This window comes from Modestobacter sp. SYSU DS0511, from assembly GCF_054050755.1.
The window spans coordinates 28,501-54,539 of the sequence record NZ_JBJGZY010000015.1; the positions used below are offsets into that span (position 1 = coordinate 28,501).

Sequence of the window (26,039 nt, forward strand, 5' to 3'; positions counted from 1 at the left end):
GCGTCCATCACGTCGAGTAGACCACGGCGGCCCCGGACGTGGAACGGCCCGTCCACTGCCTGGGACGAAAAGGGCGTACGCGGCCGACTCCTGCGCGGCACCATCCGCGGCGACCGCGAGGAGGACGGCGTGACCACCTGGGAGCTCGTGCACCGCCCCACCGACGGCGAGGCCGTGGGCTGGCTCGAGCCGGCGCCGGACGGCACCGTCGTGCCGCGCACGCTGCCGGGCACCGTCGCCGGGCGCGCGCAGCCGCGCCGGGATGCGCGGGAGCTGCTGCTCACCCGAGGGCTGGGGATGCTGCAGGGCCGCTGGTGGTGCCGGCTGCCCAGCCCGCTGCCCCGTGGCCGGCTGGACGCCACCAGGCCGGAGCCGGACTGGACCTGGCAGCCGGTCGCGCTGGTCGAGGTCTCCCCCACCGGCTGCCTGGTCGGGCTCGAGTGGCCGGCCCCCGGCGAGGCGGCCGCGCGGGCGCACCTGCCGGTGCCGGCCGGCGACCTGCTCCGCGCCGAGCCGCCGTCGTGACGCGCTGGAACGGCCCGCCGGTCAGCCCACGTCGATGACGACGCTGCCGGTCTTGCGCCCCGTCTCCACGAACCGGTAGGCCTCGACGATCTCCGTCAGCGGCCAGCGCCGCTCGTCCAGGACGGGCCGGAAGGCACCGGAGGCCAGCAGGTCCCGGAGCTGCGCGGGCATGCCGGGATCGGTCACCGGCACCGGGAACACCACCCGGCGCCCGCGGAGCAGCGGGGTGGCCAGGGCGAGCAGCGGGTTCTGGGCGAACCGGCCCAGCTCGCCGGAGACGTAGCGCCCACCCGGCCGCAGCAGCCGCCGGCAGCGGCCGAACGAGCTCTTCCCGACCGCGTCCACCACGACGTCGTAGCGGTGCGGGCCGGCGAGGAAGTCCTCGCTCGTCCGGTCGATGACCCGCTCCGCGCCCAGGCTGCGGACCAGTTCGACCTGCGGCCCGTCGCAGACAGCGGTGACGTGCGCGCCGAGCACCCGCAGCAACTGGACCGCTGCCGAGCCGATCGCCCCCGCCGCGCCGTACACGAGCACGTCCTCACCTGCGGCGATCCGGGCCCGGCGGAGGACCGCCACGGCGTAGTGCGCGCCCTCGGTGGCGGCGGCCGCCACCTCGTCGGGGACGCCGTCGGGGACGAGCGCCACGAAGCCGTCCGCAGGAACGGTCAGCAGCTCCGCATGGGCGCCGAACCGACCCTCCACGTAGCCGAACACCCGGTCACCGACCGCAGGGTCACGCACCCCGTCACCCACCGCCTCCACCACACCGGCGAACTCGGAGCCCAGCACGGTCGCGCGGGGCCGGCGCACCCCGGTGAGCAGCCGGGTGAACCGGGGGGTGCCGGCGCGGTACGCGCAGTCGGTGCGGTTGACGGTGGTGCAGTGCACCCGGACCAGCAGCTCACCCGGCCGCACGGTGGGCGCCGGGACCTCGCGGACCGTCACGCCCTCCGGCGGCCCGTAGCGTTCTCGAACCGCAGCCAGCACGACCGCCACTCCAGGGCGCGGCGAGCTGGTGTCGGGCCGGAACCACCCCGCCGGTGGGACGGCCCCTCCGCAGGGGCCCGCGGCGAGCGCGGAGCGAGGCGTGGGGGCGGAGGGGGCCTTCCTCAGCCGCCGGCGAGCGCCGCGAGCCGGTCGCCGACCTCTGCGGTCCGGACCTGTGCCTTCGGGTCGCGGGTGGAGAGGTCGAAGGCGACCGCCGCGTTGACCTTCTTCGCCAGCTCCGGGCGGCCCAGGTGCTCCAGCATCAGACCCACCGACAGCACGGTGGCGGTCGGGTCGGCGATGCCCTGCCCGGCGATGTCCGGCGCCGAGCCGTGCACCGGCTCGAACATGCTCGGGTTGGTGCCCGAGACGTCGAGGTTGCCGCTGGCCGCCAGCCCGATGCCGCCGGTGACCGCGGCTGCGACGTCGGTGACGATGTCGCCGAAGAGGTTGTCGGTGACGATCACGTCGTACCGGCCGGGGTCGGTGATGAAGAACATCGCCGCGGCGTCGACGTGCTGGTAGGCGACGGAGACCTCGGGGAACTCCGCGCCCACCTCCTCCACGGTGCGCGACCAGAGTGACCCGGCGTGGGTGAGCACGTTGGTCTTGTGGATCAGCGTCAGGTGCTTGCGCGGGCGGGCGGTGGCCCGCTCGAAGGCGTAGCGGACCACCCGCTCGACGCCGAAGGCGGTGTTCAGGCTGACCTCGGTGGCCACCTCGTGCGGGGTGTCCCGGCGCAGCACGCCGCCGTTGCCCACGTAGGGCCCCTCGGTGCCCTCGCGGATGCACAGCATGTCGATCTCGCCCGGGTCGGCCAGCGGGCTGGTCACGCCGTCGAAGAGCCGGGCCGGGCGCAGGTTGACGTGGTGGTCGAGCTCGAAGCGCAGCTTGAGCAGCAGGCCGCGCTCGAGGATGCCGGCCGGGACGCTGGGGTCACCGACGGCGCCGAGCAGGATCGCGTCGTGCTGGCGGAGCTCGTCGAGCACCGCGTCGGGCAGCAGCTCGCCGGTGCGCTGCCAGCGGGCCGCCCCCAGGTCGTACCGGGTGGTCTCGACGTCCGGCGCCACCGCGCCCAGGACCTTGAGGCCCTCCGCCACCACTTCTTGACCGATGCCGTCTCCAGGGACCACTGCCAGCCGCATGAGGCCTGAGGTTAGTGGGCGGCGTCCGAGCCACCACCACCCGTACACGCCGGACGCCCCCGGCGAGGGAGGTCCTCGCCGGGGGCGCCCGGTGGTGGAGCGGTGGTGGTGCGTCAGGTCAGGGCCGGCCGGCCCGGTGCCATGCCGGGCCGGCCGGCACCGTCACGGCGCGGCCGGTGCGCCCGGCCGCTCGGCCACCGGGACGAACTGGGTCCGGCCCGGGCCGGTGCTGCCGTTGTGCTGCAGCACGACCATCGCACCCTTGGGCCCGCCGACGGCGGTGTCCTGGGCGTAGGCCGGGCTCTGCGCCACCTCGATGGTGCTGCCCCCGGTGACCGGCACGAGCACCGCCGGCCCGCCGGCGGCGGTGAACGACAGCCCCGGGTGCAGCGGGTCGAAGCTCATCCGTTCGGGGGCGAGCTCCGCGCCGCCGTCCGGCCCGGTCACCGTGCCCAGGTCGTCGACCGTGCCGTAGGCGCTGGCCGACTGGACACCGAAGGAGATCCGGCTGGCGTCCGCGGTGATCAGGGGCATCACCGACAGCGGCGCGCCGAGCAGCTGGACGTCGGAGTCGAAGGCGTTGGTGTCCACCGTGCCGTCGGCCACGTTCAGGTAGCCGATCCACGGGTCGTCGTTGCTCGGTAGCAGGCCGTACTCCCGGTCGGTGACGACGACCAGCGGGGCGTCGTAGTCGGCGATCCGGGTGGTGGTCACCTGGTAGTCCCACACCCCGTCACCGGTCGCGTCGAGGTACATCCCGTAGTTCACCGCCGTCTCCGGCGAGGTGTACCGGCCGTGCGCCGAGACGCCGACGTACAGCCACGGGTCGTCCGGGTTGGCCGCGACGTCGGAGGCGACCCCGACCTGGGCCAGGTCCACCGACCGCTCCAGCTCGGACTTGTAGCAGTCCGACCGGGCCTCGGTCGTGCACCTGGGCAGCTGCGGGCTCACGCCCAGCCGCTCGAACGCGCTCCCGAGGGAGGTGTAGGACGACGGCTCGCCGAACGGGCCGTTGGCCACGCCCCGGCCGACCAGCGTGATCGTCTTGCCCGGCTGCCGGTCCTGGGCGACCAGGTTCGACGCGGGCTTCGCGTTGGCGTGCACCGGGACCCGCAGCGCCGGCGTACCGGCGGTCTTCGGCGTGAGGACCAGCCGGCCGCTGGCCTCGCCGAGGAACTGCCGCCCGTCGTCGGTGACCACGGTCGGGTCGGCGACCTTGCGCAGCTGGTCACGGGTCACGGTCATGACCACGTTGACCACCGTCTTGGTGCGCGGAGCGACCGAGACGACGGAGGGCTCCACCCGGTAGGTGACGCCCGGCTGCTGCGCCAGCCCCTGGTAGGCCAGCGTGTAGGTGACCGTCCGGTCGCTCTTGTTCGAGACGGTCACCTGGCGGTTCTGCACGACCTTGGGGTCGATCGCCTCGACCACGCCGAAGGAGGCCGAGACGACCCCGGAGCCGGCGTCGGCGTAGGCGAGGACCTGGTTGGCCAGCGCCGCCCGCGCGTCGATGCGGCCGGCGCCCTGCCGGTTCGGGCCGTACACGGTGCCGTCGGCGGTGGAGATGTCGGCGCCGGCGGTGTTCATCAGGTCGGCCTTGACCTCCTCCGTCGTCCAGTCCGGGTGCGCCGCGCGGAGCAGCGCGGTGACGCCTGCGGTGACCGGTGCGGCCATCGAGGTGCCGGACTGGCTGACGCCCTCGCTCCCGGTGCCGACCGCGGCGGAGTAGACGGTCACGCCGGGCGCGGAGACGTCGGGCTTGAGCCCCCCTGCCTGGCGGGTGCCCCGGGAGGAGAACGACGCCAGCAGGTCGACCTGCGCCGGGTCGTCGACGGTGGCGGCGTCCTTGAGGCTCGGCCCGAAGGTCACGGTGACCGGGCCGGCCGCGACCGCGTCGGCCAGCGCCGCGCCGTCGGTGGCCGTGGTGAGGATGCCCGGGACCTGCGGGACGCCGGTGATGCCGGTCTCCAGCAGGTCGTCGTCACCGATGATCATGAACCCGACGGCGCCCGAGTCGCGGGCGTTGCCGCCCTTGGCCACCGAGCCGCAGGCGAAGCCGGCCGCCTGGACGAGCACGATCTCGCCGCTGTAGTCCCCGCTCCACGGGGCGCAGCCGGTCGGGTCGTCCCCTGCCTCGGGCAGCACGACCGGAGCGGTGACGTCGGGCTTGACGGCCCCGGACTCGTCCAGGTCGCTGTAGGCGACCGACCGCAGCCCCGGGCGGACGCCCTCGGGACCGCCGCCGGCGACGACCTGCCAGCCGTCGAAGATCCCGTATCCGTCGTTGGAGGCGGCCACGCCGATGCCGCGGGGCGCGTTGCCCGGCGAGCCACCGATGTCGAAGCTGTCCGCGGCGTTGCCGGCCGACATGACCACGAGCATGCCGTGCTTCATCGCCTCGTTGGCGACCATCGCGTCGGCGTCGTCGGCCAGGCCGTAGTCCGACCCGAGGGAGAGGTTGACGACGTCGAGGTGGTCCTCGATGGAGCCGTCACCGTCGGGGTCCATGGCCCACTCGAGCGCCTGGACGGTCACGTCCGTGGAACCCTCGCAGCCGAACACCTTCAGCGCGTACAGGGAGGCCTCCGGCGCCGTGCCGGGGCCGATGCGCAGGCTGCCGGCGTCGAAGGAGCCGCCGTAGCCGCCGCGGTAGGTCGCCCCGTCGGCGGTCACGCCGTACCCGGCGGCGGTGCCGGCGACGTGGGTGCCGTGGCCGTTGCAGTCCAGCGGGTTGTCGTCGGGGCGGGCCACCGGCTGGTGGTCGGGGCTGGTCGGGTCGGCGTTGTAGTCGTCGCCGACGAAGTCGCGGCCGCCGACGACCTTGGCGTTGGGGTACACCCCGACCGGGGCGGGGGCCGCCTCGGCCGCCTGGAGGGCGGCGAACTGGGCGACGTCGCCGCTGCCGCCGAAGTCGGCGTGGGTGTAGTCGATGCCGGTGTCGATGATCCCGATCGAGACGCCCTCGCCGGTGTTGCCCAGGTCCTGCCACGCGGCGACCGCGTCGACGACCCGGGCGGCGCCGGTGTTGCTGACCGTCTTCGGGGTGATCGGGAGGACCGCGGTCACGCCGGGCAGCGCGCTCAGCGCGGCCTGGTCGGCGGCGTCGGCGGCGACCGCCACCCCGGAGACGACGGTCGAGGCGGTGTACAGCACCTCGGCGTCCGGCACCGCGGCCGGCAGCTCCCCGACGACGTCCGCGGCCGCCGCCTCGACCCCGGGCTTCGCCGCGCGGGCGGCGTCGGCCGCCTGGGCCGGGCTCCCGGCGACCAGGGTGTCGGCGTAGACCTGGGAGGTCGCCGGCGTGTCCAGCTGGAGGAAGAAGGAGGCCGGCCCGCTCTCGGGGAGTCCGGCCGGGACGGCCCCCGTGCCCCGGGCGGCCACCGCGGCCTGGACCTGCGCCAGCTGCCCGGCGGTCAGCTCCGCCTGCGCCCGGTCGGCGATCGGGGCAGCGGGCGCGGCGAGCGCCCCGGTCGTCCCCCCGGTGGTCGCGAGGGCCGCCGCGACGGCGACGACCCCCGTCCGGACGGCGACGCGCCGGCGTCCCGCCCGGTTCGTGTGTGTGCTCTCCGAACCCACGTGCACCCCTGTCAGTGTCCTTGCGCCTGTGTTCGTGCGCGAGGCCCGGCTGCACGCACGGTCAGACGGGCCAGACAGAGCGTGGTCGTTGCCGTCGCTAACGGCCAATAGGCCGTTCGGCTCAGTCACACGGCCGGCGCGAGGCATCTGCCGGGGCTCGATGACCGCGGTGTTCGCCATCCGTTCCGAACACGTTCCGTTGTTCGTGGCGCGGGCCATTCGGCGCAGTGCCCGTGACGCGGTCGACACGATCGGGTGACGCTCAACGACCTCGCCGGGTGTCCCGAACAGCGCCCCCGCTCCAGCCCCCGGACGCAGCGAGGCCGCGCCGCCCGGGTCGGACGGCGCGGCCTCGGGAGGCGCGGTGGGATCAGCTGGGGTTCAGGTCCGCGGCCCGCACCTGGCGGGCGCCGATGCGGCCGGCGATGTCGGCGAGCAGCTCGCCGCTGACCGGGCTGTCGACGGTGACCGCCATGAGCGCGTCCCCGCCCTGGGTGGTCCGGCTGACCTGGGCGCCGGCGATGTTGATCCCCGCCTCCCCCAGCGCGGCACCGACGGCGCCGACCACGCCGGGTCGGTCGGCGTAGACGAAGAACAGCAGGTACCCGTCGGCGGTCAGGTCCAGGTCGAAGCCGCTGACCTCGGTCAGCTTGGGCACCTGGTTCTTCCCGTACAGCGTGCCGGAGACGGCGACCTCCGCCCCGTCGGCCATCGCCCCGCGGATGCTGATCAAGTTCCGGTAGTCCGGGCTCTCCGTGCTGCTGGACAGCCCCACGTCCAGGCCGCGCTGGTCGGCCAGCAGCGGGGCGTTGACGTAGGTGACCGGCTCCTCGACGACGTCGGTGAAGACCCCGCGCAGGACGGCGAGCTGGACGACCGAGACGTCGTACTCGGCGATCTTCCCCTGCACCTCGACGTGCACCGACTGGGCGAGCCCACCGGCCACGGCGGTGAACACCCGGCCCAGCTTCTCCGCCAGTGGCAGCCCGGGGCGCACGTCCTCGGCCACGACACCACCGGCCTGCACGTTGACCGCGTCGGGCACGAAGTCGCCCTGCAGCGCCAGGCGCACGCTGCGGGCCACCGCGGTGCCGGCCTTGTCCTGCGCCTCGGTGGTGGAGGCGCCCAAGTGCGGGGTGACGACAACGTTGGGCAGCCCGAACAGCGGGCTGTCGGTGCACGGCTCCTTGGCGTAGACGTCGATGCCCGCCGCGCCGACCTGGCCCGACTGCAGCGCCTCGGCCAGCGCCGCCTCGTCGACCAGACCGCCGCGGGCGGCGTTGACGATGATCACGCCGGGCTTGGTGGCGGCCAGCTGGTCCCGGCCGATGAGCCCGAGGGTCTCCGGGGTCTTCGGCAGGTGGACGGTGATGAAGTCCGACTCGCGCAGCAGCTCGTCCAGGCTCACCAGCCGGACGCCGAGCTGGGCCGCACGGCCGGGCTGGATGTAGGGGTCGTAGGCGATCAGGGTGACGCCGAAGGCAGCCAGCCGCTGGGCCACCAGCACGCCGATGCGGCCGAGCCCGACCACGCCCACGGTCTTGTCGGTGACCTCGACGCCGGTGAACTTCGACCGGGCCCACTTCCCGGCGCGCAGCGAGGCGTCGGCGGCCGGGATGTGCCGGGCGGCGGCCAGCAGCAGGGCCACCGCGTGCTCGGCTGCGCTGACGATGTTCGACGTCGGCGCGTTGACCACCAGCACACCGCGCTCGGTGGCGGCCGGGACGTCGACGTTGTCCAGGCCGATGCCGGCCCGGGCCACGACCTTCAGCCGGGGGGCCGCGGCGAGCGCCTCCGCGTCGATCTGTGTCGCGGAGCGAATGAGCACGGCGGAGGCCTCGGCCAGCGCCGGCAGCAGCGCGGCGCGGTCGGCGCCGTCGACGTGGCGGATCTCCACGTCGTCCCCGAGCACCTGCAGGACGCTGGGTGCGAGCTCTTCGGCGATGAGGACGACGGGCGCGGTCCCGGGCGTGGTGGCGGTCACGGGGCAACAGCCTAGGAGCGCGGTCGCCCCGCTGGTCGGGCCGGTGTCACCGGTCCCACTGGGTGGACGCCGGACGGGCGCGTCGGGCGACCGGTGGGGCTGCTTGCCCCCCGCCGTCCGGCGCCGCCATCCTGACCGCAGCGCCGGTGCCACCGGCCCGTGCGGAGGAGATCATGAGCAACGACCCGGACGTTCCCGGCCGGCAGGAACCCGGATGGGGCCAGCAGCCGCAGTCCGGCCAGCCGTCCCCCTACGGGCAGTACGGCCAGTCACCGCAGCCGGCGCCCTGGGGGCCGTACGGCCAGTCACCCCAGCAGTCACCCCAGCAGGCACCCCAGCAGGCGCCCTGGGGGCAGTACGGCCAGCAGCCGGCCTACGGCCGGTACGGGCCCTACGGCGGCGCTCCCGGCGGCGTCGACCCGGGCCTGCCGCCCGCCCGGCCCGGTGCGGTCGTCACCGCGGCGGTGCTGGCCTTCGTCTACGCCTCACTGGGCGTGCTGGTCGCCCTGGCCTTCTTCGCCGGTGGCGCCTTCATCGACGACCTGGTCGACGCGGCGCTGGCCACCGACCCCACGCTGGGCGGCGAGCTGGAGCCGAACGAGCTCGACGGGGTGCGCGGGGTCCTCGTGGTGGTGGGCGTGGTCGCGCTGGCCTGGACGGTGGTGATGGTGTGGGGCGGCGTCCTGGCGCTGCGCGGCCGCAGCCGGGTGCTGCTGCTGGTGGGCTCGTCGATCTCGGTGGTGACCACCGGCTTCGTCCTGGTCTCCACGGTCGCGACCGCCGGTTCCGGGGAGCCGGGGACGGGCGGTGCCCTGGTCTTCTCCCTGGTGCTCTTCCTCGGGGCGCTGGCCATCCTGGTGCTGCTGTGCCTGCGGCCGGCGACGGAGTACTTCGCCGCGCACCGCGCCCGGCGCGCCGCCCGCCGCTGAACGACGACGGCCCCCGCAGCGCGCACGCTGCGGGGGCCGTCACGTGAGCCGCCGGGTGGCCCCCCTGCAGGGTCCCGCCGCGAGCGTGCGAGCGGTGGGGGGCAGGAGGGCCCTTTTTCAGCGCGCGGCGGTACCGGTGTAGTCGTCGCTGGCCGACACCCAGCTCATCAGGCCGCGCAGCTGGCGGCCGGTGGCCTCGATCGGGTGCGCCTCGGCGGCGGCCCGCTTGGCCTGGAAGTCCGGGGCACCGGCGTCCTGGTCGGCGATGAACGCCGCGGCCCACGAGCCGTCCTGGATGGCGGTGAGCACGTCCTTCATCGACTCCTTGACCCGGGCGTCGACGACCTTGGGGCCGGAGGTGTAGTCGCCGTACTCGGCCGTGTCGGACACCGACCAGCGCTGCTTGGCGATGCCGCCCTCGTACATCAGGTCGACGATCAGCTTCAGCTCGTGCAGGCACTCGAAGTAGGCGATCTCCGGCTGGTAGCCGGCCTCGGTGAGCGTCTCGAACCCGGCGGTGACCAGGGCCGACATGCCACCGCAGAGCACCGCCTGCTCACCGAACAGGTCGGTCTCGGTCTCCTCGGCGAAGGTCGTCTTGATGACCCCGGCACGGGTGCCGCCGATCGCCTTGGCGTAGGAGAGCGCGAGCGCCTGGGCCTTGCCGCTGGCGTCCTGCTCGACGGCGATCAGGCAGGGCACGCCCTTGCCGTCGGCGAACTCCCGGCGCACCAGGTGACCGGGGCCCTTGGGGGCGACCATGGCGACGTCGACGTCGGCCGGGGGCTTGATGTAGCCGAACCGGATGTTGAAGCCGTGGCCGAAGAACAGCGCGTCACCGGCCTGCAGGTTGGGCTCGACCGACTCGGCGTACAGCTTCCGCTGCACGTGGTCCGGCGCCAGGATCATGATCAGGTCGGCCTCGGCGGAGGCCTCGGCGGGGGTGACCACGCGCAGCCCCTCGGCCTCGGCCTTGGCCCGGCTCTTCGAGCCCTCGGGCAGGCCGACGCGGACGTCGACGCCGGAGTCGCGCAGCGAGAGCGCGTGGGCGTGCCCCTGGCTGCCGTAGCCCAGGACGGCGACGGTGCGGCCCTGGATGATCGAGAGGTCGGCGTCGTCGTCGTAGAAGATCTCGGCGGCCATGCGGTGATGCTCTCCTTCAGTTGGTGGACCGCCAAAATGGCCATTTTGGCGGGAAGTCGGGGGCGAGGGTCCTTGATCAGGCGGAGCGCTCGACCGGGCGCAAGGTACCGGCACCGCTCATCGACCGCGGGCCGCGGGCCAGCGCGACCGTGCCGGACTGGGCCATCTCCTTGATCCCCAGCGGGGCGAGCACGGCCAGCAGCGCCTGCAGCTTGTCCGGCGTGCCGGTCGCCTCGAGGGTGACCGTCTCGGTGTTGACGTCGATGACCCGGGCGCGGAACAGCTCGGCGGTCTGCAGCACCTGGGCGCGGTCGGCCATCGGCGCGCGGACCTTGACCAGCAGCAGCTCGCGCTGGACGGCGGCCTCGGACTCCAGCTCGACGATCTTGATCACCTCGATCAGCTTGTTCAGCTGCTTGGTGATCTGCTCCAGCGGCTGGCTCTCCGCCTCGGCGACGATCGTCATCCGGGACAGGTCGGGGTTCTCGGTGGGCCCGACGGCGAGGGACTCGATGTTGAACCCGCGCCGGCTGAACAGCGCCGAGACCCGGGCGAGCACGCCGGACTTGTTCTCCACCAGGACCGAGAGCGTGTGTCGTGGCATCAGACCTGCCCCTCCCCGAAGACCGGGCGCACGTCGCGCGCGGCCAGGATCTCGTCGTTGCTCGCACCGGCGGCGACCATCGGCCACACCTGCGCGTCGGAGCCGACGACGAAGTCGATCACCACGGGGGCGTCGTCGATCGCCATCGCCTTCTCGATCACCGCGTCCACGTCGTCCTTGCTCTCGCAGCGGAGCCCGACGCAGCCCAGCGCCTCGGCCAGGGCGACGAAGTCCGGGATGCGCACCGGCCTGCCCGAGCCCGGCTCGCCGCCGTGGGTGTTCAGGTGGGTGTTCGAGTAGCGCCCCTCGTAGAACAGGGTCTGCCACTGCCGGACCATGCCCAGGTTGCCGTTGTTGATCACCGCGACCTTGATCGGGATGCCCTCGATGGCGCAGGTGGCCAGCTCCTGGTTGGTCATCTGGAAGCAGCCGTCGCCGTCGATGGCCCACACCGTGGTGTCCGGGCAGCCGTACTTCGCGCCCATCGCGGCCGGGACCGAGTAGCCCATCGTGCCCAGCCCGCCGCTGTTGAGCCAGGTGCCCGGCTTCTCGTAGCGGATGAACTGGGCCGCCCACATCTGGTGCTGCCCCACCCCGGACGTGTAGATCGCGTCGGGCCCGGCGATCGCACCGAGCCGCTCGATCACGTACTGCGGGGAGAGGGCGCCGTCCTCGGGCCAGTCGTAGCCCAGCGGGTACCGGGTCCGCCAGTCGTCCAGAGAAGCCCACCACGCGCTCAGGTCGGCGGTCCGGCCGGCGGCCTGCTCGGCGCGCAGAGCGGTCACCAGCTCGGCGATCGTCTCCTTGGCGTCACCGACGATCGGGACGTCGGCCTTGCGGTTCTTGCCGATCTCGGCCGGGTCGATGTCGGCGTGCACGACCTGCGCCTCCGGCGCGAAGCTCGACAGCTGGCCGGTGACCCGGTCGTCGAAGCGGGCGCCGAGGGCGACCAGCACGTCGGACTTCTGCAGCGCGGTGACCGCGGCGACGGTGCCGTGCATGCCCGGCATGCCCAGGTTCTGCCGGTGGCTGTCGGGGAAGGCGCCGCGGGCCATGAGGGTGGTGACCACCGGGGCGCCGGTGAGCTCGGCCAGCTCGGCCAGCTCGGGGCTGGCACCGGCCTTGAGCACGCCGCCGCCGACGTAGAGCACCGGCCGGTTGGCCCGGGCGATGAGCGCCGCCGCCTCGCGCACCTGCTTGCCGTGCGGGCGCGTCGTCGGCTTGTAGCCGGGCAGGTCCATCCGCGGCGGCCAGCTGAAGTCGGTGGTCGCCTGCAGGGCGTCCTTGCTGATGTCGACCAGCACCGGGCCCGGGCGGCCGGTGCCGGCCAGGTGGAAGGCCTCGGCGATCGCCTGCGGGATGTCCGCCGGGTCGGTCACCAGGAAGTTGTGCTTGGTGATCGGCATCGTGATGCCGCGGATGTCCGCCTCCTGGAAGGCGTCGGTGCCGATCGCCGCGCTGGGCACCTGGCCGGTGATGGCGACCACCGGCACGGAGTCCATGTAGGCGTCGGCCAGCGGGGTGACCAGGTTGGTCGCCCCCGGCCCGGAGGTCGCCATGCAGACGCCCACCCGGCCGGTGGCCTGGGCGTACCCGGTGGCGGCGTGCCCGGCGCCCTGCTCGTGCCGCACCAGCACGTGCCGGACGGCGGAGTCGAACAGCGGGTCGTAGGCCGGCAGGATCGCCCCGCCCGGGATGCCGAAGACGACCTCGACCCCGACCGCCTCGAGCGCGCGGACCAGGCTCTGCGCGCCGGTGATCCCGGTGGCGGGCTCCGCGGCGGCCTCGGCGATCGACCGCTCGGTGGCCTCGACGCCGAGCGTGGCCGCGGCGGCGGCCTCGGTGGGGGCGACCGGCGTGGCCGGTGTGGGACCGGCTCCCGGCGCAGCGGTGGGACCGGGGACTGCAGCGGTGCGGCCGGTGCTGGTGCTCATCTTCGACGATCTCCCTGGGCGGGTGGGGTGCTGCGGCGGTCGCTCGATGGTCCGGCCGAGCGGTGCCCGGCCAACAAAAAACCCCTCGTGCCATGGCACGGAGGGGTGGCGCGTCGGTCGGGAGGGACCGGCGCGCTAGCGGATCGCTACGAGACCAGGAGCACGGAGCAGACGGGTGCGGGGCACGGGACCACTGTGCGCCCCTCCCGCCCGGGCGTCAACAACCGCGTCCCACTGAGTGGACAGTGCTCGCGGCGAACGTGGGACGACGGTCAGAGCGCCGCGGGCCCGCCGGTCACGGCGGCCGGGTGACCGTCGAGGAGGCCGGCGTCGAAGGCGTCGATCGCCGCGGCCAGGTCGGCGGGGCCGACGGGCCGCGCGAGCAGGTGACCCTGCAGGTACCGGCAGCCGAGCGCCTGCAGCGCGGCCAGCTCCCCGGGGCTCTCCACCCCCTCGGCGACCACGTCGATGGACAGCCGCCGGCCCAGCTCGATGACCGTGTGCACGAGGGCGGCGCTGCGCTCGTCGGACTCGATGCCGGCCAGGAACTCCCGGTCCATCTTCAGCACGTCGACCGGGAGCCGGGTCAGGTAGGCGAACGTTGAGTAGCCGCGGCCGAAGTCGTCCAGGGAGATGACGCAGCCCATGTCGTGCAGCGTCTGCAGGTCGCCGTCGGCGCGGTCGGGCTGGCCGAGGAACAGCGACTCGGTGACCTCCAGCATGAGCCGGCGCGGCGGCAGCCCGGCCCGGGCCAGCGCCGCCGCGACGTCGGGGACCAGGCTGCCCGACTGCAGGTGCCGGACGCTGATGTTCACCCCCAGCTGCAGGTCCCGCCCCTGGCGCAGCAGCCCGGCGAGCTCCGCGGTGGCCTGCTCCAGCACCCAGCGCTGCAGCGGGACGATCAGCCCGTCGTCCTCCGCGAGCGGGACGAACTCCGCCGGCGGGACCGCGCCGAGCACGGGGTGGTCCCAGCGCACCAGGGCCTCCAGACCCAGCACGCGCCGCTCCACGGTGCCCACGACCGGCTGGTACTCCAGCCGCAGCTCCCCGCGGGACAGCGCGTCGGGCAGGTCCCTGGCCAGCCGGGTTCGCCGTCCGGTCGCACTGTCGGCCGCCTCGCCGGAGCGGCGCACGCAGCCCTTGCCGGCCGCCTTGGCCGCGCGCAGCGCCAGGTCTGCGGAGCGGATGGTCGCCGGCACCTCGTCGGCCGGGTCCAGCGTGGTCACCCCGACGCTGCACGAGACGTCGAAGACCAGGTCCGGGTCCGCGCCGGGCGTCGGCACCGACCGGTGCACCCCCGCCAGCTCGGTCACGACCCGCTCCGCCAGCGCCGTCGCCTCGGACAGCCCGCCGCGCACGACGACCGCGAACTCGTCGCCGCCGAGCCGGCCCACCAGGTCCCGGTCGCGGACGGTGGCGCGCAGCCGGTCGGCGACCTCGACCAGCAGCAGGTCACCCGCCTCGTGCCCGGCGATGTCGTTGACCGCCTTGAACCCGTCGAGGTCCAGCAGCAGCAGGCAGGCGGCCTCGCCTCCGGCGGCCCGACTGCGCGCCCCGGCCAGGGCCGCCATCAGCCGGGCCCGGTTGGGCAGCCCGGTCAGGTAGTCGGTGTAGGCGAGCCGTTCGAGCTCCAGCTCGCCGGCGCGCCGGCCGTCGACGTCGCGCAGGTGGAGCACCAGGCCGTTGCCGCTCCGGGACGCGCCGCGCGGGGCGCCCTCGGGGGCGGCCTGCAGCGCCGCCGACGGGATGACCCGGACCGACTCGAACGGCCGCCAGCCCCCGTCCCGGGTGCGCAGCCGGAAGGAGCTGCCGCGGGAGTCCTCGAGGTCGGCGGTGGCCAGCACGCGCACGAGGTCGGCACGGTCGTCGGGGTGGACGAAGTCGAGCAGCGGCCTGCCCTCCAGGTCCCGCGCGGCCCAGGCCCCCGGACCCTGGCCGGCGCCGGACGCCCAGGTGATGTCGCCGCGCTGGTCCAGCACGATGGTGATGTCCGCCCCGCTGTGCACCAGCGTGCGGAAGTAGGCCTCGGTGCGCAGCACCTGGTGGGTGAGCCGGGTGGCGTCGGTGGCCCAGAGCAGCGTCCGGACCAGGGTGGCGGCCAGGAGCAGCCCGGTGGCCAGCGCCTCCGGTGCGCTGACCGGCCGCCCACCGGCCCAGCCGGCGAGCAGCAGCAGCACCACCCCGAAGGCCAGGCAGTAGCTGACCACCACCCCGAGCAGCGGCGTGGTCGCCGGGTCGGCGCCCTCGTCGGCGCCCGGGCCGGGGTCGGCCTCCAGCGCCAGGGTGGTGGCCGCGAGCATGCCCAGGAGCGTCGTGGCGGTCAGCACGTCCCAGCCGGGCGCGGGGTGAACGGCGGCGAACGATCCGCTGACCACGGCCACCGCCAGTGCGCACAGCGCCAGCAGCAGCCAGCCGGCCGCGGCCCGCCGGGCCGGGCCGACGGCCGCGAAGGTGACCAGCCCACCGGCCAGCAGCACCGCGCCGAGCGCCGGGTAGCCGGCGAGCAACAGCCGGTCGACGCCGTCGGCGTCGGGTCCGCCGACCACCGGCAGCAGCACCTCGGCCAGCACGCCGAGCGCGACCAGCGCGACCGCGGCGTCCAGCGTCACCGAGGCGCGGAACCGGCTGCCCGTGGCACGGACCAGCCGCGACCACAGCAGCAGCGTCACCGGCGCCGTGGCGGCCAGCGCCAGGTCGCCCGGGCCGAGCGCCGTCGGGTTGATCCCCGCGCCGGTGACCCCGCGGACCACCTGCCCCAGCCCGAGCAGCCCGACGATCACGGCGACGGTGCGCCAGACGTCGGCGGAGACGGCGTCGGGGCGGCGGCCGTGCCGGTGCACCAGCGCGCCGAGCGCCAGGGTGGCCAGGCCGAGCACCAGCGGACCGGCGTGCGCCGACCGCCCGGGGACCAGCGCGGCGAGCAGGGCCACGCCACCGGCGACGACGGCCAGCAGCAGCAGGACGGCGGTGCGTGGCCACTCCCCCGCCGCCGCCAGCGTGGCGCTCGCGCGCCACCGCGCGGCCGGGAGCACGGTCACCCCGCCCGCCCCACGAGGCCGGGCCACAGCAGACCCGAGCCGGCGTCCAGGAGCTCGGCGAGAGCGCCGAGGGAGACCGGACGGGAGAGCAGGAAGCCCTGCGCGTAGCCGCAGCCGATGCCCTCGAGGACGGCGAGCTGACTGGTGGTCTCCACCCCCTCGGCGACCACGTCGATGCCCAGCGACGCCCCCAGGCCGACGACGGACTCGCACACCACCCGGGTGTAGGCGTCCCGGTCGACGGCGGCCAGCATCGTCCGGTCGAGCTTGAGCACGTCGACCGGGAGCTGGCCCAGCCGCGGCAGGGCGGACCGGCCGCTGCCGAAGTCGTCGAGGGCCAGGTGCACCCCCATCAGCCGCAGCGCCCGCACGTCGTCGATCACGTGCGACCCGTCCAGGGCCGCTTCCGGCATCTCCACCACGAGCCGCTCGGGCGCCAGGCCGCTCTGGGCCAGCGCCGCGGTGACGTCCCCGACCAGCGTGCCGGCGGCCAGGTGGGCGGCGGAGACGTTGACCCCCAGCCGGAGCGACGCCGGGCCGTGCTGGGGCAGCTGCTGCACGCCGGCGGTGGCCGCGCGCAGCAGCCAGCGCTGCAGCTCCACCAGCAGACCGGCGCGCTCGGCGACCGGCAGGAACTCCTCGGGCTGCACCTCCCCGTGCAACGGGTGCCGCCAGCGCAGCAGCGCCTCCACCCCGGTGACCCGGTGGTCGGCCAGCGCCACGATGGGCTGCCAGACGAGCGTGAGCTCGCCGCGCTCGCGGGCACCGACCAGGTCACGGCGCAGCCGGTCGCGGCGGTCCCGGGTGGCGGTCAGCCCCGGGTGGTAGCGGCGCACCGACCCCGGCCCCGCGGCGCGGGCGTCGAGCACGGCCAGGTCGGCCCGGTCACTGGCCTCGCGGACGGTGAGCCCGGGCGGCAGCGGCACCACCCCGACCGCGGCGGTGAGGTCGACCAGCCCTGCGTCGGTGCCGATCGGCGCCTCGATGACGGCCAGGCAGCGTGCGGCCAGCCGGTCGGGCTCGTCGCCGGTGCCGTGCGCGAGCACGCCGAAGCACGCGCTGGAGACCCGGGCGACCTGGTCCCCGGTGCGCACCGTGGCGCGCAGCCGGCGGGCGACCTCGGCGACGGCGACGTCCACGACGTCCCGGCCGGCCTGCTCACCGGCCTCCCGGAGCCCCTGCACCTCGATGACCAGCAGCGCCACCTCGTCGGCGCGCGCCTCGCTGCCCGGCCGGCCGAGCAGCTCCGCCACCGCCTCGAGCTGCGCGGCCCGGTTGGGCAACCCGGTGAGCGGGTCGGTGAACGCCAGCGAGCTCAGTTCCCGTTCCCGGTCCCGGCGCGCGGTCACGTCCCGGCAGTGCAGCACCAGCGCCCGCACCTCCGCGTCGGCGCGCAGGTCGGTGGCCCCGGCCTCGAGCACCCGCCAGCCCACCCCGGGCGCGGGCAGCCGGAACGTGCACAGCCCGGCCGACCCGCCGGCGCCGGACGCCGGGCCGGTCAGCCAGGAGGCCACCCCCGCCGCGTCGTCCGGGTGCACCGCGTCGACCAGGCGGCAGCCGGTGAGCGGAGCGCCCCGCGCGGTCGTCGTCGCCAGGCCGGGGGCGGCCCAGGCGATCCGCAGCGTGCCGTCGAGGACCAGCGCCGCATCGCTGCCGGCGTGCACCAGGGACCGGGCGAACGACTCCGAGCGGAGCAGCCGGGCGAGCGCCCGGGGCCGGTCCCGGGCGGCGCGCCGACGGCGCCACAGCTCCAGGGCCAGGCAGCCGAGCAGCGTGGCCCCTGACGCCCGGGACGGCAGGAGATCGGCGAGGAGGGCGACGCCGACCGCGGCGACGGCGACACCCAGCAGCAGGCCGGTGGCCCGCCCGGTCAGCACCAGGGCAGCCGGCGGCCACCAGCCGGGTGCACACCGGCGCGTCTCCTCCACACCGGGAACTGTCGGCCCCGGACCCGCCCGACCGAACGACTCGCCGGGCGGGTCTCACCCCATGGGGGCGGCAGGCCGTCCGGTCGGCGTCAGCCGCAGACGGCCCCCTGCGCGGCCGAGCCGACCAGCTTGGCGTACTTGCCGAGGACCCCGGTGGTGTAGCGCGGGGCGGGCGGCGCCCACCCCTCCCGGCGGCGGGCCAGCTCGTCGTCGTCGACCAGCAGCTCCAGGGTGCGGTTGGCCAGGTCCAGGCGGATCGGGTCGCCGTCGCGCACGAACGCGATGGGGCCGCCGTCGGTGGCCTCGGGCGCGATGTGCCCGACGCACAGACCGGTCGTGCCCCCGGAGAAGCGGCCGTCGGTGAGCAGCAGGACGTCCTTGCCCAGCCCCGCGCCCTTGATCGCGCCGGTCACCGCGAGCATCTCCCGCATGCCCGGCCCGCCCTTGGGCCCCTCGTAGCGGATGACCACCACGTCACCGGCCTGCAGCGTGCCGTCGGTGACGGCGTCCATCGCGCCCTGCTCGCCGTCGAAGACCCGGGCGGTGCCCTCGAAGACGTCGGTGTCGAAGCCGGCGGACTTCACCACCGCGCCGTCGGGGGCCAACGACCCGCGCAGGATCGTCAGGCCACCGGTGCGGTGGATCGGCTCGCCCATCGCGTGGATGATCGCGCCGTCGGGGTCCGGCGGGGAGAGCTCGGCGAGGTTCTCGGCCATGGTCTTGCCGGTGACGGTCAGCGTGTCACCGTGCAGCAGGCCGGCGTCCAGCAGCGCGCGCAGCACGACGGGCACACCGCCGACCCGGTCGACGTCGGTCATCACGAACCGGCCGAAGGGCTTCACGTCGGCCAGGTGCGGCGTGCGGTCGCCGATCCGGTTGAAGTCCTCGAGCGTCAGCTCGACCTGTGCCTCGTGCGCGATGGCCATCAGGTGCAGAACGGCGTTGGTGGAGCCACCCAGCGCCATGACGACGGTGATCGCGTTCTCGAACGCCTCACGGGTCATGATCTGCCGCGCGGTGATGCCCTTGCGGAGCAGTTCGACCACGGCCTCGCCGGACTTCACCGCGTAGTCGTCGCGGCGGCGGTCCGGCGCCGGCGGGGCGGCGCTGCCGGGCAGGCTCATGCCCAGCGCCTCGGCGACGCTGGCCATGGTGTTGGCCGTGTACATGCCACCGCAGGAGCCCTGACCGGGGCAGGCGGCCTTCTCGATCGCGGTCAGCTCCTCGCGGGTGATCAGCCCCCGCGCGCAGGCGCCGACACCCTCGAACACGTCGATGATCGTGAGGTCCTTGTCACCCAGCTTCCCCGGCAGGGTGGAGCCGGAGTAGAGGAAGACGCTGGCGAGGTCCAGCCGGGCGGCGGCCATCAGCATGCCGGGCAGCGACTTGTCGCAGCCGGCCAGCAGGACCGAGCCGTCCAGCCGCTCGGCGAACATGACCGTCTCCACCGAGTCGGCGATCACCTCGCGGGACACCAGCGAGGCGCGCATCCCCTCGTGGCCCATGGAGATGCCGTCGGAGACCGAGATGGTGCCGAACTCCAGCGGGAACCCGCCGGCGGCGTGCACCCCCTCCTTGGCGCTCTTGGCCAGCCGGTCCAGGGAGAGGTTGCAGGGGGTGATCTCGTTCCAGGACGAGGCCACGCCGATCTGCGGCTTGGCGAAGTCGTCGTCGCCCATGCCCACCGCGCGCAGCATCGCCCGGGCCGGGGCCTTGGCGTCGCCGTCGGTCACCGCCCGGCTGCGCGGCTTGATGTCGACGGCGGGGGTCTGCTCGGGTCGGTCTTCGACGGTCGTCACGCCGGCGATGCTAGGCGGGTCCGTCCGCATGCCCCAGATGCGGTCCATGCTGGTACCAGCACCACCACCCAGGTGATCGCCGCCCCGAGGAGGACACCCGTGCCCGGCACCCCGCGCGAGGAGCTCGCCGCCTTCCTGCGGTCGCGCCGCCGGCAGGTCGACCCGGCCGCCGTCGGGCTGCCCGGAGCCGGCGCGCGCCGCACGCCCGGGCTGCGCCGGGAGGAGGTGGCGCTGCTCGCCGGGGTGAGCCACACCTGGTACACGTGGCTGGAGCAGGGGCGCGACATCCGCCCGTCCCGGCAGGTGGTCGACGCGGTGGCCCGCACCCTGCAGATGTCGGCGGCCGAGCACGAGTACGTGCTGCGCCTGGCCGGGCACGCCGCCGCCGTCCCGGCCGGCAGCGCCGGCGGGCTGCCGCCGCACCTGCAGCGGCTGCTGGACGCGCTGGGCCCCTCCCCCGCCTACGCGATCACGCCCGACTGGTCGATCGTCGGCTGGAACCGCGCCTACGAACGCTTCTACCCCGGCGCCGCCGACGCCGCGGACGGCGACCGGAACCTGCTGTGGCTGGTCTTCACCGACCCCCGGGTGCGCGGGCTGCTCGCCGACTGGGCCACCGACAGCCGCCGCTTCCTCACCCAGTTCCGGGCCGAGGTGGGCGGCCGGCTGCACGACCCGGCCGTGGTCCGGCTGGTGGCCCGGCTGGAGGCGGCCAGCGAGCACTTCCGGGTCGGCTGGGCCAGTCACGACGTCGACCGGTTCACCTCCGGAGAGCGCCGCTTCGCCCATCCCGAGGTCGGTGAGCTGGTGCTGGAGCACCACCAGCTCACCCCCGCCGACGCCCCCGGGGTGCACCTGGTGGTCTACACCGCCGCGCCCGGCACCGACGCCGCCGACCGGCTGGCCCGGCTCGCCGCGGGCTGACCGGGGTCTGGGAGCATCGGCGGGCGTGGGAACGGTGCGGATGCGGATGAGCCGGACGGCGCTGCTGCCGGTGGGCCTGCTGGCCGTCGGCGTGCTGCCGCTGGCCGCCGCCACGCCCTGGCTGCTGCTCCTGCTGGTGGTCCCGCTGGTGCTCGCCGCGTGGGTGCTGCGGGTCGGCGTCGACGTCGGCCCCGACGGGATGACCGTCCGCTCCCTGGTGGGCCGGCGGCTGGTCACCTGGGCCGAGCTGGCCGGCGTGCGGGTGGCCGAGGACCGCGCGCTCTGGCTGGTGACGGCCGGCGGCAGCCAGGTGCGCCTCCCGGTGCTGCGCGCCCGCGACCTGCCCCGGCTGGCCGCGCTGACCGACGGCCGGATCCCCGCGCCCTGAGCCGGGGACCCGGCCGTCAGCGGCGCCTCAGGGGCTCTCCGACGCGGTCGGGACACCGGGTCGGACCGCGGTCCCGGCGTCGTCCGGGCGGCCGGTCGGCCCGGCCACCGGGGGCAGGCCGCTGCTGTCCGGCGGCCGGCGACGGTGGCGGAGCCGGTTGATCCCCCCGATGAGGCCGCCGCGGAGGAACAGCAGCACGAGGATGATCGCGATCGCGTAGAGGAACCGGGCCAGCGTGCCGGCGTCGACACCACCGGACCCGGGCAGCGCCAGGAACGGCAGCGCCGAGCTGTACTGGGTGAGCACCAGCGGCAGCGTCACCACGAAGACGGCTCCGATGACCGCGCCGGCGATGGTGCCCACGCCGCCCAGGACGATCATGATCAGGAAGTCGATGGACAGCTGGAAGGTGAAGACGTCGGGTGAGATGCGGCCGTAGGCCAGGGCCATCAGGGCGCCACCGATCCCGGCGTAGGCGGAGGAGACGATGAACGCGGTCGCCTTCGCGCGGGCGACGTGGATGCCCATCGCCGCGGCGGCCGTCTCGCTGTCCCGGACGTTCATCCAGGCCCGGCCGGTGCGGCTGGCCAGCAGGTTCCGGCCGATCCAGGCCGCGGCCACGGCGACGACGAGGAAGACGTACCAGAGCCGGTGGAGCCCGCCGAACTCCACGCCGGCCACGGCCAGGTAGTCGGGCTCGTTGTCGCTGAAGCTGAACCCGGGGACGGCCAGCGCCTCGACGCTGCGGCCGTTGAACCCGCCGGTGACGTCCTCGAGGTTGAGCATCACGTGCCGGGCCAGGAACACCAGGCCGAGGGTGGCCAGGCCCAGGTAGATGCCGCGCAGCCGACCGGAGATGGGGCTGAACAGCGCACCGGCCAGGGCCGCCACCAGACCGCCGAGCACCAGCGCCAGCAGCGGGGGCAGGCCCAGCCCGGCGGCCCGTCCGTCGACCGGGCCGGCCGCCCAGGCGTAGACGTAGGCGCCCAGCGCGGCGAACGCCGCGTGCCCCAGGGACAGCTGGCCGGCGGTGCCGACCAGCAGGGTCAGCCCGATCGCGGCGACCACCGCGGCCATGGAGAACAGCCCGGTCTGCAGCCAGAAGTCGGAGAGCACGAACGGGAGCGCGAGGGCCACGACCCCGGCCACCAGGGCGGGGAGGAGCACCGGGAGGCGGCGCGCGAGATCAGACACGGACGGCCTCCTTCTTGCCGAACAGCCCCTGCGGCCGGACCAGCAGAACGGCGATCATCACCACGTAGGGAACGACCTCCCCCAGGCCGCGGCCGAGGAACTCCAGGTGCGACTCGTAGCCGACCACCAGCGCGACCGAGATGCCGATGACCAGGCCGCCGACGATCGCCCCCACCACGGAGTCGAAGCCGCCGAGCACCCAGGCCGGGATGGCGGCCAGCGCGGTGAGGGCGACGCTCGGCGCCACCCCGGGAGCGGGGAACGAGGTGAGGAAGATGCCGGCCAGCGCGGCCAGCGCGCCGGCGAGGGCCCATCCGGTGGCGCCGGTGCGGGAGAGCCGGATGCCCATCAGGGATGCGGTCTCGCCGTCGCTGGCGGCCGCCCGCATGGCGACCCCGGCGCGGGTCCGGGCGAACAGGAACCACAGCAGGGCGAAGGCGACGACCGCCACCCCCGCCGCGACGGCGCGGCTGGTCGGCAGGGTCACCGGCCCGAGGGTGACGACGTCGGCGCCCCACGGAGCGCCGTTGGTGAGCACCCGGTTGCCGATCCGCCGGGTCAGCTCGGTGAGCAGCAGCACCTGGACCGCGAGGGTCAGGGTGGCCGCCGTCCCGGGGTCGGACTCGGCGAGGTTGCGCACCAGGACCGCGTTGACCAGCACGGCGAGCACGGCCGCGCCGAGCACCCCGACGACGACCGCGGGCCAGAAGCCGATCGGGTCCTTCAGCACGGCGACCAGGTAGGCCCCGGCCAGCAGGATCGAGCCGTGCGCGAAGTTCAGCACGCCGGTCGCGGTGAAGACGATGACGAAGCCGACGGCGATCAGGCCCAGGATCAGGCCGTAGGAGACGCCGTTGGCCAGCTGGGTCAGCAGGTAGCTCATGCCGCCGCCGTTCCGAGGTAGGCGCGCAGCACCTCGGGGTCCCGCTGGACCTCCGCGGGGGTCCCCTCGGCGATGCGCTGTCCGAAGTCGAGGACCGTGATGTGGGCGGCCAGCCCCATCACGAAGGGCATGTCGTGCTCGACGAGCAGCACCGAGAGCCCGAGCTCGGACTGCACGGTCCGGATGACCGCCGCCATCTCCACCGACTCGCCGTGGGTCATGCCGGCCACCGGCTCGTCGAGCAGCAGCAGCGTCGGCTCGGCGGCCAGCGCCCGGCCCAGCTCGACGCGCTTCCGGTCGCCGTAGGACAGGGTGTGCACCTCCCGCTGCAGCAGGTCGTCGATGCCGAGCAGCTCGGCCGTCCGCCGGACCGCCGCCCGGTGCTCCCGTTCCTCCCGCCGGGCCCGCGGCAGCCGCAACGCGTCGGACACGGCGCCCGCGCGCATCAGGTGGTGGCGCCCGACGAGCAGGTTGTCCTCGACGGTCTGCTCCAGGGCCAGCGAGATGTTCTGGAAGGTGCGCGCCACACCCAGCTCGGCGAGCCGGTGCGGCGGGCTGCCGGTCACCTCGACGTCGCCGTAGTGGACGGTGCCGCTGGTGGCCCGGTAGGCGCCGCCGAGGACGTTGATGCAGGTCGACTTCCCGGCACCGTTGGGGCCGATCAGCGCCTGGATCGTGCCGGGCTCGACGGTGAAGGAGACCTCCGACAGTGCGGTGATCCCGCCGAACCGGACGGTCAGCTGGTCGATGGTCAGCCGCTGGGGGGTCGCCGGCCGTGCCCGGCCGGCCGTTCCGGACGCCGCGGTGGCCCCGGTGGCCGCGTCGGTCCCGGCGGTCCCGGCGGTCCCGGTGGCGGGCCGGCCGCCATCGAGGGTCGGTGCGTCGGTCACGCCGAGGTAGCGGCTGCGGATCTCGTCGGTGGCGGCCAGCTCCGCGGCCGGGCCCGAGGCGGTGACCGCACCGGTCTCCAGCACGTACGCACGGTCGGCCACGCGCAGCCCCATGGCGGCGTTCTGCTCGATGAGCAGCACCGACGTCCCCTGGGAGTGGATCTGGCTGATGATGTCGCCGATCTGCTCGACCAGCTGGGGCGCCAGTCCGAGGGAGGGCTCGTCGAGCAGCAGGAGCTTCGGCGAGGTCATCAGCGCCCGGCCCATCGCCAGCATCTGCTGCTCGCCCCCCGACAGCAGGCCGCCGCGCTGGTCCCGACGCTGGGCCAGCACCGGGAAGAGCTCGAGGACGCGCTCGTGCGCCTGCCGGCGCGCCTTGGCGTCGCCGACGGTGTAGCCGCCGGCCTGCAGGTTGTCCTCGACGGTGAGGTCACGGAAGATCCGGCGCCCCTCCGGCACCTGCACCAGGCCGGCGCGCACCGCCCAGGAGGAGTCGTGCCGGGCGAGGTCCTGCCCGTCGAACCGGATCCGGCCGCCGGTGACGGCACCGCCCACGCCGCCGAGGGACCGGGACACCGCACGCAGCAGGGTCGTCTTCCCGGCACCGTTGCTGCCGAGGACGGCCACGACCGAGCCGGCGTCGACCTGCAGGGTGACCCCGCGCAGCGCCTGCACGGCGCCGCCGTAGGTCACGGCGAGGTCCTCCACGGTCAGGAGGGGATCGGGCACGGGGCACCTCTCAGCGGGACGGGGTCGGGCAGGTGGCCGGGGCCACGGGGAGACACCACCCGCCGGGCCACGGGCACCGGGGCGGGAGGACTGCCGGCAGGGCCGTCGAGCAGCCAGGTCCCGGCCCGGGCGCTGGGCCCGGGCCGGGGCCGGCGGTCACTCGAAGGTGTAGCTCTCGGCGCTGGGACCGAGGATCGTGTCCTCCAGCCGCAGCCCGCCCGGCGCCTCGGCGTCGGCGCGCATGACGTACACCTCGCGCAGCGGGGGCTGCCCCTCCTCGGAGTAGTCGAGCGTGCCCGGGAGGATCCCGCCGGTGTCCAGGTCGGTGGTCTGCTGGATCCCCGCGACGATGCCCGCGGGCGTGAGGTCACCGGCCTCGCAGGCGTTCTCGATGGCCTCGCGCAGCAGCATGGCCTCGGCGTTGCCCGCCGGGATCTCCCAGCCCGCCGGGACGTCGGGCGCCGCCTCCTGGTGCAGCGCGACGGCTTCCTGCACGCCGGGCTCGTCGGCGCTGTACGGGGCGATGCTGCTCAGGAAGTGAAAGTTCTCCAGCAGCGCCGGCCCGGCCGGCCCGTCCAGCAGGGACGGGTTGTAGGTCGGGGAGTTGCCCAGCAGCGGGACGTCGAGCCCCTGCGAGGAGAGGACGGCGGCGAGCGAGGCCAGCTGGGCCGGCGCGGCGCCGAGGATCACCGCGGAGACCCCGGCCTCCCTCAGCGCGGACGCCTGGGCGGACAGGTCGGTGTCGGCGGGGGTGATCTGCTGCGCCACGATCTCCAGGCCGCGCTGCTCGGCCGCGTACTCGGCCCCGGCCAGCGAGTCACCGCCGAGGTCGCCGGTGAAGTAGACGACGCCGACCTTGTCGCCCTCGGAGAGCCCGAGCTCGTCGACGAGGTAGTCGATCCCGTTGGCGCTCTCGATGCTGTAGGTGGTGCCGGGGATCTGGGCGTTCGGGTAGTCGAGGACGACGCTGGACCAGCCCATGCCACCGACGTAGAGGTCGTCCTCCTCGGCCAGCGGCAGCAGCGCCGCGACCACGGGCGAGCCGAGCACCTGCTGCAGCGCAGCGACGTTCGGCGCCATGCTGCGGTACAGGGCGACCGCCCGCTGCGGGTCGTACTGGTGGTCCTGGACCTGCACCTCGACGTTGCGGCCGCAGACGCCCCCGTCGGCGTTGACCTGGTCCCAGTAGGCCTGGATCTGGCTCACGTGCAGCGGAGCGCTCACGGCGAAGGGGCCGGAGAGGTCGGTGAGGATGCCGACGTTGATCGTGTCGTCGGTGACGCCGTTGCCGGTCTGCACGTCGTCCCCGTCGCCACCACCACCGCCGCCGCTGGCTTCGGGCGCTTCCGTGCTGCAGGCCGACAGGAGGGCGACGCAGCCGGCGACAGCCAGCACGGAGCGGGTGCGGTGCTTCATGGGATCCCCTTTCGGCGGCGGGC

At 74.8% G+C, this 26,039-nt stretch carries 18 protein-coding genes; 4 read left to right on the top strand and 14 right to left on the bottom strand.

Annotated elements, in window-relative coordinates; translation table 11 throughout:
- Nucleotides 1-129: 129 nt before the first annotated feature.
- A complete protein-coding gene (locus ACI783_RS09630; RefSeq protein WP_457140239.1) occupies nucleotides 130-525 on the top strand; it encodes a hypothetical protein in 396 nt (131 codons plus the stop codon).
- Between the two features lie 21 nt (nucleotides 526-546).
- Here the strand turns inward: ACI783_RS09630 and ACI783_RS09635 are convergent, their stop codons facing one another.
- From ACI783_RS09635 to serA, 4 genes are all read right to left on the bottom strand, one after another.
- On the bottom strand, nucleotides 547-1,470 hold the full coding sequence (locus ACI783_RS09635) for an NAD(P)-dependent alcohol dehydrogenase (protein WP_457140240.1): 924 nt from the start codon (nucleotides 1,468-1,470) through the stop codon (nucleotides 547-549).
- A 164-nt stretch (nucleotides 1,471-1,634) separates the two neighbouring features.
- Nucleotides 1,635-2,657: a 3-isopropylmalate dehydrogenase gene (locus tag ACI783_RS09640; RefSeq protein WP_457140241.1), complete on the bottom strand. Its 1,023-nt coding sequence runs from the start codon at nucleotides 2,655-2,657 to the stop codon at nucleotides 1,635-1,637.
- A 162-nt stretch (nucleotides 2,658-2,819) separates the two neighbouring features.
- Entirely contained in the window at nucleotides 2,820-6,239 is a 3,420-nt protein-coding gene (locus tag ACI783_RS09645; RefSeq protein ID WP_457140242.1) for a S8 family peptidase, read from the bottom strand.
- A gap of 364 nt (nucleotides 6,240-6,603) precedes the next feature.
- A complete protein-coding gene (serA, locus tag ACI783_RS09650) occupies nucleotides 6,604-8,217 on the bottom strand; it encodes a phosphoglycerate dehydrogenase (RefSeq protein WP_457140243.1) in 1,614 nt (537 codons plus the stop codon).
- Between the two features lie 173 nt (nucleotides 8,218-8,390).
- Between serA and ACI783_RS09655 the strand changes: the two genes are divergently transcribed.
- A complete protein-coding gene (locus ACI783_RS09655; RefSeq protein WP_457140244.1) occupies nucleotides 8,391-9,146 on the top strand; it encodes a hypothetical protein in 756 nt (251 codons plus the stop codon).
- 117 nt (nucleotides 9,147-9,263) lie between these two features.
- Here the strand turns inward: ACI783_RS09655 and ilvC are convergent, their stop codons facing one another.
- The 6 genes from ilvC to ilvD form a co-directional block, all read right to left on the bottom strand.
- The gene (gene ilvC / locus ACI783_RS09660; protein ID WP_457140245.1) at nucleotides 9,264-10,289 is read right to left on the bottom strand and encodes a ketol-acid reductoisomerase; all 1,026 of its coding nucleotides are present in this window, start codon (nucleotides 10,287-10,289) and stop codon (nucleotides 9,264-9,266) included.
- Nucleotides 10,290-10,365: 76 nt separating this feature from the next.
- On the bottom strand, nucleotides 10,366-10,893 hold the full coding sequence (ilvN, locus tag ACI783_RS09665; RefSeq protein ID WP_457140246.1) for an acetolactate synthase small subunit: 528 nt from the start codon (nucleotides 10,891-10,893) through the stop codon (nucleotides 10,366-10,368).
- Complete coding sequence (locus ACI783_RS09670; protein ID WP_457140247.1) at nucleotides 10,893-12,827, bottom strand: acetolactate synthase large subunit; 1,935 nt, start codon at nucleotides 12,825-12,827, stop codon at nucleotides 10,893-10,895. Before ACI783_RS09670 ends, ilvN begins: the two co-directional genes overlap by 1 nt.
- 272 nt (nucleotides 12,828-13,099) lie before the next feature.
- A complete protein-coding gene (locus ACI783_RS09675) occupies nucleotides 13,100-15,865 on the bottom strand; it encodes a putative bifunctional diguanylate cyclase/phosphodiesterase (RefSeq protein ID WP_457140248.1) in 2,766 nt (921 codons plus the stop codon).
- Nucleotides 15,862-17,793, bottom strand: a complete 1,932-nt coding sequence (locus ACI783_RS09680) for a putative bifunctional diguanylate cyclase/phosphodiesterase (protein ID WP_457140249.1) — start codon at nucleotides 17,791-17,793, stop codon at nucleotides 15,862-15,864. The genes ACI783_RS09675 and ACI783_RS09680 overlap by 4 nt, the downstream gene beginning before the upstream one ends.
- Nucleotides 17,794-17,882: 89 nt before the next feature.
- Nucleotides 17,883-19,592: a dihydroxy-acid dehydratase gene (gene ilvD / locus ACI783_RS09685; protein WP_457084577.1), complete on the bottom strand. Its 1,710-nt coding sequence runs from the start codon at nucleotides 19,590-19,592 to the stop codon at nucleotides 17,883-17,885.
- Nucleotides 19,593-19,691: 99 nt separating this feature from the next.
- Here ilvD and ACI783_RS09690 point away from each other — a divergent pair, with 99 nt between their 5' ends.
- Both ACI783_RS09690 and ACI783_RS09695 read left to right on the top strand, forming a co-directional pair.
- Nucleotides 19,692-20,516 (top strand): helix-turn-helix transcriptional regulator, encoded by an 825-nt coding sequence (locus ACI783_RS09690; RefSeq protein WP_457140250.1) that lies wholly within the window; start codon nucleotides 19,692-19,694, stop codon nucleotides 20,514-20,516.
- 25 nt (nucleotides 20,517-20,541) lie between these two features.
- A complete protein-coding gene (locus ACI783_RS09695) occupies nucleotides 20,542-20,904 on the top strand; it encodes a PH domain-containing protein (protein WP_457140251.1) in 363 nt (120 codons plus the stop codon).
- A gap of 27 nt (nucleotides 20,905-20,931) precedes the next feature.
- Here ACI783_RS09695 and ACI783_RS09700 read toward each other — a convergent pair whose 3' ends face one another.
- From ACI783_RS09700 to ACI783_RS09715, 4 genes are all read right to left on the bottom strand, one after another.
- A complete protein-coding gene (locus ACI783_RS09700) occupies nucleotides 20,932-22,098 on the bottom strand; it encodes a branched-chain amino acid ABC transporter permease (protein ID WP_457140252.1) in 1,167 nt (388 codons plus the stop codon).
- Nucleotides 22,091-22,981 carry a branched-chain amino acid ABC transporter permease gene (locus ACI783_RS09705; RefSeq protein ID WP_457084569.1) on the bottom strand — a complete coding sequence of 297 codons (891 nt, stop codon included), beginning with the start codon at nucleotides 22,979-22,981 and terminating at the stop codon, nucleotides 22,091-22,093. The genes ACI783_RS09700 and ACI783_RS09705 overlap by 8 nt, the downstream gene beginning before the upstream one ends.
- Nucleotides 22,978-24,600: an ATP-binding cassette domain-containing protein gene (locus ACI783_RS09710; protein WP_457140253.1), complete on the bottom strand. Its 1,623-nt coding sequence runs from the start codon at nucleotides 24,598-24,600 to the stop codon at nucleotides 22,978-22,980. Before ACI783_RS09710 ends, ACI783_RS09705 begins: the two co-directional genes overlap by 4 nt.
- Nucleotides 24,601-24,756: 156 nt before the next feature.
- Nucleotides 24,757-26,016, bottom strand: a complete 1,260-nt coding sequence (locus tag ACI783_RS09715) for an ABC transporter substrate-binding protein (protein ID WP_457140254.1) — start codon at nucleotides 26,014-26,016, stop codon at nucleotides 24,757-24,759.
- Nucleotides 26,017-26,039: the final 23 nt, after the last annotated feature.